The following is a 10,431-nucleotide window of genomic DNA, read 5'->3' as shown; positions in this document are numbered from 1 at the left end:
TTCTGCAAGCGCGACATAGCTCTCGCCGCCCAGAATGACATGGACGTGTTCGAAGCCCGACCATATCAGCCGAAAATGGTAGAGCCGATGATCGAGCGGCACGCCGACGATCGTTACGTGCTCATCGTTCATCTCGGTGAAGTCCGACAGGCCAAGCCGTCCCGGCTCATGCACCTGCCGGAAGATCACTTCCTGCTCGGGACCATGGATCGCCCGCCATGTTCGGATCCTTCGCTCCAATGTGCGCCGAATGCGCCCATCAAGCTCAGGGTGACGGCGACATATCTCCTCGAAAATTGCCACTGACCGCAAACCAGGCGCAGCCTGGAGCATGGGGACCACATCCTCGTCGAAGATCCCGGCTAACGGGTCCGGGCGTCGCCGCTCTCGCTGGACCTGCCTTTGCGAGGGAAGCCGAGGATCTCCCTCGATGCGATATGCGGTCGCCGTGCTGATACTGGCCTTTGCGGCGGCGATCGGAACGGCATGGGTATGTCGGAGCTTCATGTAGAGCCTCATCTGATGATCGTTGACGTGGCGGCCCGGCATGAACGACATCCCCTCTCGCGAAGTTATGCCTTTGAATACCTGACCGGCCGCAACCATCAGAAACGCCCCGGAAAGGGCGACATCGCCACCTGCTGATCCGGCTCCGGGCTACGCCCTACGCCGCATCAGCAGGTGGCGATTCTCATCTTGATTGACGCTGCTCTCTCATCCTGATTGTCGCGCGGCAGTGCGACCCGCGATCACCTGCTCATAGGGATATTGATACTGGATCTCGCCCAGATCGAACGCGCACTGGTCGGCAATATCGGCGCTTGCCTGGACCGCATCGGGAAAGGCGGCAAAGCGTCGCTCCATCTCCTGTGGTGGTTTAAGGTTGCGGTCCATGAACCGTTCGCGCCGAAAGCCCAGCGCGTCGATCGTCGTCTTCTCCCGGATGGCCGTCAGCACATCCTGCAGCGGCCGAGCCTCGGGCGCATGATAGAGGACATCGCCGGTCGCGACGCTGCGCACGCCAACGGCTCGTGCCAGACGGTCGAGGCCGTGTAAGCGGGCGGCGTCCCCAGGTCGCCGGCGGAGCGATAGCCCGAGATAGCCGCGCGATCCGAAGGTGTCGCGCAGATCCGCAAGCTGCACCGCGGTCAGCGCGTCGGGTTGGTCGGGAAGCAATATGGCGACGAGCCCCTGCGCATGCGCCGCGACATCGGCCCAGTCGAGGATGCAATGGCCTTTGCCGCCGCGCGCCTTGCCTTGGCTCAGCAGCCGCGTCAGGCGCGACCAGGCAAGCCGATCACTAGGATAAAGGAGCAGCGCCCGCCCGTCGGTGAGATCGACGCGGGTGCCCGCGATCATCCGGACGCCGGTCGCCTTCTGACCGGCCCATCCGCGCACCACGCCCGCCACGCTGCCCCGATCGACGAGGCCAAGCGCCCTATGCCCGAGGAGGCCGGCCGCCGCGAACAGCTCTTCGGGCGAGGAGGCGCCGCGCAGGAACGAAAAGTGGCTCGTGACCTGCAATTCGACATAGGTGGGCATCAGCCAAAAAAGCCGTGCATGTGCCAGGAGAGATCGCCGGTTGGCGCATCGACGCCATCGCCCCGCCGGAAGATCCAGAAGCGATCGCCGCTTGTCGTTTCCACCCGAAAATAATCCCGTACCGCCCAGAGCTCGCGCGCCGAGCGCCACCATTCGCCATGGATGCGCTCGGGCCCGTCGCCGCGGGCGACCTCGAAGGATGCTCCGCGCCACGCAAAGCGCCGGGGCGGGTGATCGGGTAAGAGCGCTATGACGTTCATAAGAGGCTCTGGCCGTAGCAGCAGACGCACCGGGCGCTTCCAGGCCGGCCATCCCATGGTGGGCCCAAGCGGCTGGGTTCGCAGCACGGCGCGTTCGGGCACGTCGCTTTCCACAGCCGTCAGGCGGAACAGGGCATTGGGCGCCACGCGTCCGGCCAGTTGGTCGATTAGCGATGCTACATCCCGAGCCTGGGGCCTATCGTCGAGCGCCGCCTCGATCGGTGTTGGGAGCAGGGTCTCGACGCGCGGCGCCCCCAGGGTCATCCGCTCTATGCCAAGGCCAGGATCGATCCGCTCGACGCGCATGCCAAGCATGCGCTTCAGATGTACGGCGTCCCGCGTCGCCCGCGCGGTGCCGAGCCCTATATTCTGCCGGACGCCGTCAACCCGCTCGCAGCCGAGCGCGAGCGCGCGGGCTCCCAGCATCCGCGTTTGCAGTTGACCCACCAGGTCGTCGACGAGATCGCCAATAACCTGATTGAGCGTTTCGGCCGTACCAATCGGTTCCAGCAGCCGTCGTTCCGCCTTGGGCTCCTCAAACGGTATGACCGGAACGATAGGCTCAGCGACGATGCCGCGCGCCTGGTCAAGCCGCAGGACGGTTTGAAGACCCAGGCGCTTGGCCAGCGGGCCGCGCGGCATCGGATAGAGATCGGCGACGCGCTCGAGGCCAAATCGCGCAGCGGCAACGAGGGCAGGGGCGTCCAACCGCAGGCAGGCAAGCGGCATGCCAGCGATAGCCTCGGCTTCCTCACCGCTAGCCACGATAGTCATGGCGTCCTTCCCGTAACGGGCGAGCGCATGCGCCGCCCCGGGAGTCCCGGCAATGCCAATGCGGGCGGAAAAGCCCAGGCGACGCAGGAAGCCGAGCAGCCGCCGGCAGAAACGCGTCTCGCCTCCAAACAAATGGGTGGTGCCGGTGAGGTCGAGCCATAGCCCGTCCGGCGCACTGGGACTGGCCGTAGGGGTCCAATGCGCTACGGCGTGAAGGGCAAGGCGGTCGAGCACCGCCTGGTCCATCTCCGGTTCGGCGTCGCGGACCTCCAGGTCGGTTACGAGGGCGCGCGCATGGGCGCCGGCCATTCCGTGATGAAGGCCAAGATCCTGCGCTTGCGGACAGGCAGCGGTCACTACCTCGCGCTGGCCGACGCGGCGTACCAGGATCATCGGTTTTCCCCACAGGGTCGCCCAGCTGAGCGCCGACGGGGGCATGAGCCTCGTCACAGCGTCGTCCGGTCGTTCCTCATTGGCCTCTCCTGCCCTGAATGGCGGCTCCGCTGCTTCGCTTCGCCGTCCCATCTCCCGCATGGTGGGGCGCTGATGCGCGGGCCGCGCGTTGATCTCTGCCTGGCGCGACCGGCGATCCGGCGTGTTGTCGCGCGCCCAGCGCGCGCCCGGACGCCAGCCGCCGCCGCGTGGCACGGAGCATTCGCCGGGGTCGTCGTCGATCGCGACCGGCAGTCCCGATCTTCTTGCGCCTTTTGATTGCTCAGGCGGCGTGACTATTCGCTCGAGCCGGCGCAGGCGCTCGATCGCGAGCTGCGGCAGATAGAGCGAGGCGACCCGTGTCATCGCACGCCTCCAGTTCGAGGGAAAAAGGATTGCCACCGCGCTGGCGCACCAGCGCGACCGACCAGCGCGATCGGCCGACGCCCGGATAGGGCATGGGCTCGGAAGGTACGCATCCGATCCGCCAGCGGGTCATGGCAGCAGAGGGCTGATCGAGCGGGCAGCGTCCGCGGGTGCGGTGCCGACGGTAGAGCAGCATCGGTGTCTGTCCGTCCGACGCGGCGAGCTGCAGGCGCCGCGTCGCGGTCTGGTCCGCAGCTTTCACCTCGGCGATGACGCAGGCGAGCGCGCCTCCTCGAAGGCTGTCTTCCGCCACCGCCAGGACGTCCGCATCGGTGCGGCCCTGTGCATAGTCGATGCGGCCAGGGCCAAGCCCCACCTGTTCGAGACCCGGCGCATAGAGATCAAAGCGCGTGACCGCCCAGACGACGGTCGAGCCAGGCATCGCTGCAAATCGGGCGGCTATGCCTGCCGCAAACAGGGTGGCCGCTGCGTCGTCACTCAAGCTTTCTGACGCGGCCGCGATTTCGTGAAGACCTCCGCCGTCCAGCCCTTGATCGGCGAGCCGTTCATCGAGCGGGGCTACTCCGAACGTCAGCACCGGGCCACGCTCCGCGCGGTGCTGCGCGAGCTCGGCCCGCAAAGCGGCCAAGCGATCGGGACGGGTCCGATCCAGAGAAGAGGGTATCAGGGACATGGGATTGCATTGACTCGTATGTTCCCTTTATGTTCCAACGGAAGCGGGCGTTCGTCAAGCGGAATGAATCGCCTGTCTCACGATGAAGCAGCTTGACTAGAGAGCATCTGCAGCGTCGCTTCGTCGCGCTCGCCTTTGAACCAGCGGTTGATCGCAGCGGCAAAGAGCGGCGCGGGGTCAGCTGCCTCGAACAGCGTGAGCGATGAATGGAGTTTCTGGGCGTCGATCTCGCCAAACACTGAAACGGAGTCGGTCTTGGCAAGGTCCTGCAGCGCCGTAACGCATTCGAAGTAGCGAGCGCCGAGCAAGGGATGTTCGAGATATGCGCGAGCTTCTTCGATGGAGGTGACGCCGTAGAACAGGGCGGTCGCACTACGACCGAGGCCCGCCAGCTGCGGAAATATGAACCACATCCAGTGCGATCGCTTGGCGCCGCGCCGAATCTCGGCAAGCACTGTCGCGTAGACTGGCGCCTGCGCTTCGATGAAGCGCGCAAGTCCGGCAGTTTGTGACATCAAAGCAGCGCTGCCTGGGCCGGCGGCGCCCCGTAGACTTGCGTCACCGGCAAACTACCGGTCGGCAGCCAGCGCAGCATGTCAGCGGCCTTCACGGCGGGATCGAGCCAGTCGGCCCAGCGATCGCGGGGGAGGGGGATGATCTGGCGGTGATGATAGGGGGCGACGTCGGCGCCAGCGTCCATGGTCAACATCGTGAAAGCCTCCCCTTCGGGCGCCTCGCGCCAGATGCCTGCGATGCAGAACCAGCGATGGTCGGCCATTGTGAACAGCCATTTGTCGAGCCGCATCTGCTTGGGATCGGCGGGATCTGTGAACTCGTAAAAGCCATCGGCCAGGATCAGGCAGCGATGCGAGGCGAAATCCCGGCCTTCGGATCGGAAATTATAGACCGGAAGACCCTTTTGTCCGGCCCAGCTCCAGCGACGGTTGACGAGCTCGCCCATTCCGCGCGCGCCTTCCACGCTGCGCACAATCGGCGCGACATCGGTAATCTTGATGTCCTCGCGCGCTGGGACATTGGGCGTGCCCTCGGGCATCTTAATCTTGATCTTGAGATCCTCAAAATCCTCGACGATCGCAGCGATATCGACCAGCAGCCTGTAGTCATTGCACATGGGAAAGCGCCTCATCGGACAGGCTTGCCTGCCCCTCATGTTCGTTATATGTTCTCATCATGGACTCGACACCCACAGTCTTTGATACGGACGCTGCGCTCGGCAGCCGGCGCGCCATCATCCGGCGAAATCCGGTCGATATGCAAGAGGTGGAGATGATCGAGGCGGCCTGGGGTTCCAATCCGCAGTTCAGCGACGGCGTCAGCTTCCGGTTTGTGCGCTCCGAAGACCGGGCCTTCCCGAGCCATCGCTGCCTGATCGCGGCATCTGAGTTTCATATCCGCAATGGTGACCGGCAGTTCCGGGTTTGCCTCGACGGCGGCAATTTCTTCTATCTCGCGGGCCTTTGGGAACCCGCCATGGGCGATTGGCCGGTGAGCTACCGGATCGTGACGGTGGATGCGAACCCTGAGGTCATGCGCTACCAGGAGCGGCATGGCGCGATCATCCACCGCCGACAGGTCATGCAGTGGCTGGACCGACAAGTGCCGGAGGCCGATCTGCTGGTAACGCCGCCCGCGCATCTGTTCACGGTCACCGAGATTGACGCTAAGCCGGTCCAGACGGCGCTGGCGCTGTAGGCGAAGTCCATGAGCATGGTCACGCAACGCTTGGAGGGTGGTCAAGTCGATTTGTTCGGTGCGCCACCATCGCCTGGACTTTTGCCGGGGCTTAGCTTCGAGCAGGCTTTTCTCTCCGAAGCGGAAGAATGTGCGCTCATCGACCATATCGGCAACGTTCCACTCAGCCCTTTCCGGTTCCAACAATGGACCGGTCATCGCCTCACCCACAGCTATGGCTGGAGTTATGATTTTCAGAACGGGGCTTTTGCGCGGGCCGAACCGATACCGGAATGGCTGTCTCTTATAAAGGAGCGAGCCGCCCGGTTTGCCGGGCTTGACCCCGACGATCTCGTGCAGGCGCTGGTCATCCGCTATGATCCGGGTGCCGGGATAGGCTGGCACAAGGATCGCCCGGTCTTCGATGATGTCGTGGGTATCTCGCTGGGCATCCCGGCCGTGCTGCGATTTCGGCGAAGGACGGCAGAGGGCTTCTCGCGTTTCCTAGCACCGCTCGCGCCGCGGTCCATTTATCATCTGAGCGGTGAGGCGCGGCATGACTGGGAGCACAGCATTGTCGCAATGGAGTCCACGCGCTGGTCGATAACCTTCCGATCCTTGCAGAAGGGAAAGGATTGGCGGTAAAAAAGGAGATGGTGCCGCACGAAAGCATTTGACCGGCCGTTCAAAAGCCACCGGACGTAGGTAGATTCCGAACCTGCGTGGTGACTGTAGGGCGTGATAATTACTTTCCCAGCATCCTGACGTTTGGCCCTTGGCAATGCCGACTGTTCCACCGAAGCGCCAAAATTCAAAGGATATATCATGGCCAGCTCAACCGTTGATCGACTTGTCGCGGATGAAATCTCTGAGCTGGAAACCATAGTTCCCGTCCGCGCGGCTGCGATCGCCGGACTGACGGAATTAGCCGAGGCCTATAAGTCCATTGGGTCCGAAAATATCGAAGCCATGAGCAGGTCGGTCCGCGCATTATCCGCTATAAAAAGCCCGTCCGATTTCTTTGGGCTCCAGCAGAAATTGATGACCGAGGGAACGGCTTCTGCAGTCCGTAATGGCGTAAAGTTGGCGGGGCTAACGACCTCACTTTTTACTTCGATGATGTCGCCGGTGCAGGCAAGGACGTTGTCCATCCTGGGTGCTGTGCCCCGTTAGGGCTTATTTAGAACCGGCTTTGAGAGCAGCGCTTTGCCGCAGGTGGCTAGGCCTTGTCGGCATAGAGCAACCGGCCAGGTCCCAGCTGAGCCAGAACGTCGCCAAGGCTTTCGTTCGACACCGCAAAACACCCCTCACTGCGTCCTAATTTCCCTGTGCTGCGGGCAACTTCCGCCGTCACGTACCTGGCGGCATGAACCACGATGGCCCGAGATTGCGCGTTGCTGTTGTCAGGATCCAGTCCCATCAGCTTCATGGAGTGCCCATGCCCCCCATTGTAGAGGGGACCAGTAGCGTAAGCGCCATCCGACGAGGCATAGGAACCCGGGTCATTGGAAAACCGCTTAACCCATCCTGTATGGGCCGGATCGGAACCGCGACCGTGCGCGACAAGATGTGCTGACGTTCTCCCATCGATCATATCGACAATGAATAGACGGGGATCGCTGGAGGGACGCGAGAAGTCCGCGATGCCAATACGATCGACGTGGAAGAAAATATTGCGATGCCGCATCAACGTTGCGTGTGCACGTGCCAATAGGCCTTTGCTCAAACGATCCGGGGTTTCTGCTATTGCCCATGCGGGTGACGCTGCCGTCAGCAGCAGAGCAGCGCCAGATTGCACAAGGAAGCGACGCGAAATTATGTGGGTCATGATTGCCACATAATAATTGTTTATGAACGTCAGATTGATAGTCGGATTACACTAAATATATTTATAATATGGTTTAAGTAGCCAAACCGGTGAATGAATAATTCATTCCGGATGTGTTGTCTGAAATTCCGGGAAAAATATCTGGTGGAATAGGTATAATCCGAGGATATGTTCGGTTGAAATACCAGTGCATCTGGATGCTGAGCCATTTTACTTCGGAAAATAGCGCAGACCAGAATGACGCTCCGTTTCATCACATGCGCATCGTTAGGGTTTCCCATTGAAAAACGCCAAGATCCTCCTCCTCGCCATGGCTCTGAGCCTTGGCAGCGCGATCCCGTTGCATGCGCAAACGGTGCCTGTAGCGGTTGATGGAGCCATCGAACAACTCAAGACCGGCGAATTTTTCTGGGCTCCCGAGGTTGCTCCAGAGGGCCCCGTCAGCATCATTGTCAGCCTGAAGATCCAGCGCGCCTATGCCTATCGTAACGGCGTATTGATCGGAGTATCCACGGTCTCGACCGGGAAACCAGGCCATGAGACCCCAACGGGCTTATTCGTCATTCTGCAAAAGGATATAAATCACAAGTCCAATCTCTATGAGAGCGCGCCCATGCCCTACATGCAACGACTCACATGGGACGGGATCGCGATGCATGCAGGCAACTTGCCAGGCTACCCTTCATCGCATGGCTGCATCCGGCTCCCCGTCGCCTTCGCCAAGCTGTTGTTTGGCATCACCAAGCTAGGACTCACCGTCGTCATCACGGATGACCCGATCGAACCTGAAACAATCTCCACACCCGCGATCCTCGAAAGCGGCGCGACCGACGGCCATGCGTCGCCCGATAGCTACAAATGGGAGCCGGAAAAGTCGCCCTCAGGCCCGGTTTCGGTCGTCATCAGCGGGCGAGACAAGCGACTGGTCGTGTTACGAAATGGCCTTGAGATCGGATCGGGCACTGTTCGTATCGATGGACCCGTTGCGGCCACGGAAGCCTTCACCTTGCGCGCGATCGGCCCGGAAGGTCCGCACTGGATGCGCTTGCCCTTGCCCGGCGCACAAACCAAAGGAACGGGCGAGATGACCGGCAGCGAGCATGGCCGCGTCCATATGTCGGATGATTTTCGCAAGCTTATTATCTCGGTGCTTCAACCCGGGGCAACCTTGCTGGTCACGCGGGATTCCTTGCGGAGCGGTGGGACGGGCAAGCGGATGACGGTTATTGTCGCTGGCACCAACTAATTCGAAGCGCTTTGCCTATGCAGGAAGACAAGACCATATGATTTCCGGAAGCCGCATAAAATCAACGCTCCTGCAGTCGCGGATTATGGGAGCCGACGACGCGGCCGCTTTCATCACGTCGGGAAGCACGGTCGGCATGAGCGGCTTTACAGGATCGGGCTATCCAAAATCAGTGCCGCTGGCACTGGCGGCAAGAATCGAAGCTGAACATGCGGCCGGTCGGCCTTTTCAGGTGCGCGTCTGGACCGGTGCTTCGACCGGCCCGGAACTGGACGGCGCGCTTGCCAAGGCTGACGGGATCGAGTTTCGCCTTCCCTATAATTCCGATCCTATCGCGCGCGACAAGATCAATCGCGGCGAGATGGAATATTTCGATATGCACCTGAGTCAGGTCGCTCCCATGGCGTGGCAGGGCTTTCTGGGGCCGCTCGATACCGCAGTCATCGAGGTTTCCGGTGTGCGGGCGGACGGTTCCTTAATTCCATCGTCCTCGGTTGGAAATAATAAGACCTGGCTGGATCGCGCCAGCAAGATCATCCTGGAGGTCAATCACTGGCAGAACCCGGCGCTGGAGGGTATGCACGACATCTATTATGGTACCGCCCTGCCGCCACACAGGGTTCCTATTCCCTTGATCCGGCCGGACGATCGCATCGGCGAGTGCTATTTTAGGTGCGATCCCGACAAGATCGTTGCAATTGTCGAAACCGATGCTCCAGATCGCAATCTGCCGTTCTCATCGCCCGATAGTGCTGCTGGCGCGATCGCAGGCTATCTCCTTGAGTTCTTCCACCATGAGGTCGCCCAGGGTCGCTTGCCGAGGTCCCTCCTCCCAATACAGTCAGGGGTGGGCAATATAGCCAATGCGGTCCTTACAGGGTTGGTCGATAGCCCGTTCACGGACATGACCTCTTATACCGAGGTGATCCAGGATGGCATGCTCGATCTGCTGGCATCGGGCAAGCTGCGCATGGCGTCGGCTACCGCCTTCTCGCTCAGCCCCGACGCGGCGGCCAGGCTGAACGAGAATATGGCCGAGTTTCGCGACAAGATGATTCTGCGCCCGCAGGAGATCAGCAATCATCCGGAGCTCATCCGCCGGCTCGGCTGCCTGGCGATGAACGGGCTGATAGAGGCCGACATCTATGGCAACGTCAATTCGACCCATGTGATGGGCTCGCGCATTCAGAACGGCATTGGAGGGTCGGGCGATTTTGCGCGGAACGCCTATGTTTCGATCTTTATGACGCCGTCCACAGCCAAAGGTGGTAGGATTTCCGCCATCGTTCCCCAGGCAAGCCATGTCGATCACATCACCCAGGATGTGCAGGTCATCGTGACCGAACAGGGACTGGCCGATCTACGGGGATTGTCTCCCAAACAGCGGGCGAAACTCATCATTGAGAATTGCGCACATCCAGATTATCGGCCGCTGCTTATCGATTATTATGAGCGCGCCCGCCTGGGATCGTACGGACAGCACTCTCCATCCCTCCCAGGAGAAGCTCTGTCCTGGCACCAGCGTTTCATGAGCACAGGATCCATGATGATCGCATAGCGACACCTTTCAGCGGCCGAGGGCTTGCGACGTGGCAGC

10 protein-coding genes and 2 pseudogenes are annotated in these 10,431 nt (G+C 61.4%); 5 read left to right on the top strand and 7 right to left on the bottom strand.

The window, feature by feature from the left end:
• The 6 genes and pseudogenes from SxD43FB_RS11030 to SxD43FB_RS11005 form a co-directional block, all read right to left on the bottom strand.
• Positions 1-519 (bottom strand): annotated as a pseudogene (locus SxD43FB_RS11030) (IS21 family transposase); the annotation flags it as partial.
• Positions 520-732: 213 nt separating this feature from the next.
• Positions 733-1,542 (bottom strand): annotated as a pseudogene (locus SxD43FB_RS11025) (PHP domain-containing protein); the annotation flags it as partial.
• On the bottom strand, positions 1,542-3,374 hold the full coding sequence (locus SxD43FB_RS11020) for a DUF6504 family protein (RefSeq protein ID WP_096062206.1): 1,833 nt from the start codon (positions 3,372-3,374) through the stop codon (positions 1,542-1,544). The pseudogene SxD43FB_RS11025 and the gene SxD43FB_RS11020, both read right to left, overlap by 1 nt.
• A complete protein-coding gene (locus SxD43FB_RS11015; protein ID WP_096062205.1) occupies positions 3,292-4,068 on the bottom strand; it encodes a protein ImuA in 777 nt (258 codons plus the stop codon). Before SxD43FB_RS11015 ends, SxD43FB_RS11020 begins: the two co-directional genes overlap by 83 nt.
• A gap of 77 nt (positions 4,069-4,145) precedes the next feature.
• On the bottom strand, positions 4,146-4,583 hold the full coding sequence (locus SxD43FB_RS11010; protein WP_096062204.1) for a DUF1810 domain-containing protein: 438 nt from the start codon (positions 4,581-4,583) through the stop codon (positions 4,146-4,148).
• Positions 4,583-5,200: an SOS response-associated peptidase gene (locus tag SxD43FB_RS11005; protein WP_096062203.1), complete on the bottom strand. Its 618-nt coding sequence runs from the start codon at positions 5,198-5,200 to the stop codon at positions 4,583-4,585. The genes SxD43FB_RS11010 and SxD43FB_RS11005 overlap by 1 nt, the downstream gene beginning before the upstream one ends.
• Positions 5,201-5,355: 155 nt before the next feature.
• Here SxD43FB_RS11005 and SxD43FB_RS11000 point away from each other — a divergent pair, with 155 nt between their 5' ends.
• The 3 genes from SxD43FB_RS11000 (at position 5,356) to SxD43FB_RS10990 (ending at position 6,933) form a co-directional block, all read left to right on the top strand.
• Complete coding sequence (locus SxD43FB_RS11000) at positions 5,356-5,781, top strand: SOS response-associated peptidase family protein (protein WP_096062228.1); 426 nt, start codon at positions 5,356-5,358, stop codon at positions 5,779-5,781.
• A gap of 9 nt (positions 5,782-5,790) precedes the next feature.
• A complete protein-coding gene (locus SxD43FB_RS10995) occupies positions 5,791-6,405 on the top strand; it encodes an alpha-ketoglutarate-dependent dioxygenase AlkB (protein WP_255245679.1) in 615 nt (204 codons plus the stop codon).
• Between the two features lie 180 nt (positions 6,406-6,585).
• The gene (locus tag SxD43FB_RS10990; RefSeq protein WP_096062201.1) at positions 6,586-6,933 is read left to right on the top strand and encodes a phasin family protein; all 348 of its coding nucleotides are present in this window, start codon (positions 6,586-6,588) and stop codon (positions 6,931-6,933) included.
• Positions 6,934-6,979: 46 nt separating this feature from the next.
• Here SxD43FB_RS10990 and SxD43FB_RS10985 read toward each other — a convergent pair whose 3' ends face one another.
• Positions 6,980-7,588 (bottom strand): murein L,D-transpeptidase catalytic domain family protein, encoded by a 609-nt coding sequence (locus tag SxD43FB_RS10985; RefSeq protein ID WP_096062200.1) that lies wholly within the window; start codon positions 7,586-7,588, stop codon positions 6,980-6,982.
• A 280-nt stretch (positions 7,589-7,868) separates the two neighbouring features.
• Here SxD43FB_RS10985 and SxD43FB_RS10980 point away from each other — a divergent pair, with 280 nt between their 5' ends.
• Together SxD43FB_RS10980 and SxD43FB_RS10975 are read left to right on the top strand one after the other, a co-directional pair.
• Positions 7,869-8,834 (top strand): L,D-transpeptidase, encoded by a 966-nt coding sequence (locus tag SxD43FB_RS10980; protein ID WP_255245678.1) that lies wholly within the window; start codon positions 7,869-7,871, stop codon positions 8,832-8,834.
• A 40-nt stretch (positions 8,835-8,874) separates the two neighbouring features.
• On the top strand, positions 8,875-10,392 hold the full coding sequence (locus SxD43FB_RS10975) for an acetyl-CoA hydrolase/transferase family protein (protein ID WP_096062226.1): 1,518 nt from the start codon (positions 8,875-8,877) through the stop codon (positions 10,390-10,392).
• Positions 10,393-10,431: the final 39 nt, after the last annotated feature.

The sequence above is a fragment of the Sphingobium sp. D43FB genome (genome assembly GCF_002312805.1).
GTDB lineage: Bacteria > Pseudomonadota > Alphaproteobacteria > Sphingomonadales > Sphingomonadaceae > Sphingobium.
This window is presented reverse-complemented; position numbering and strand designations above follow the sequence as displayed.

Excerpts from the sequence above, each read along its gene's own strand:
- SxD43FB_RS11005 (WP_096062203.1), bottom strand. The coding sequence starts at position 5,200 with ATGTGCAATGACTACAGGCTGCTGGTCGATATCGCTGCGATCGTCGAG.
- SxD43FB_RS10985 (WP_096062200.1), bottom strand. The coding sequence starts at position 7,588 with ATGACCCACATAATTTCGCGTCGCTTCCTTGTGCAATCTGGCGCTGCT.
- SxD43FB_RS11015 (WP_096062205.1), bottom strand. The coding sequence starts at position 4,068 with ATGTCCCTGATACCCTCTTCTCTGGATCGGACCCGTCCCGATCGCTTG.
- SxD43FB_RS11010 (WP_096062204.1), bottom strand. The coding sequence starts at position 4,583 with ATGTCACAAACTGCCGGACTTGCGCGCTTCATCGAAGCGCAGGCGCCA.
- SxD43FB_RS10995 (WP_255245679.1), top strand. The coding sequence starts at position 5,791 with ATGAGCATGGTCACGCAACGCTTGGAGGGTGGTCAAGTCGATTTGTTC.
- SxD43FB_RS11000 (WP_096062228.1), top strand. The coding sequence starts at position 5,356 with ATGATCGAGGCGGCCTGGGGTTCCAATCCGCAGTTCAGCGACGGCGTC.
- SxD43FB_RS10990 (WP_096062201.1), top strand. The coding sequence starts at position 6,586 with ATGGCCAGCTCAACCGTTGATCGACTTGTCGCGGATGAAATCTCTGAG.
- SxD43FB_RS11020 (WP_096062206.1), bottom strand. The coding sequence starts at position 3,374 with ATGACACGGGTCGCCTCGCTCTATCTGCCGCAGCTCGCGATCGAGCGC.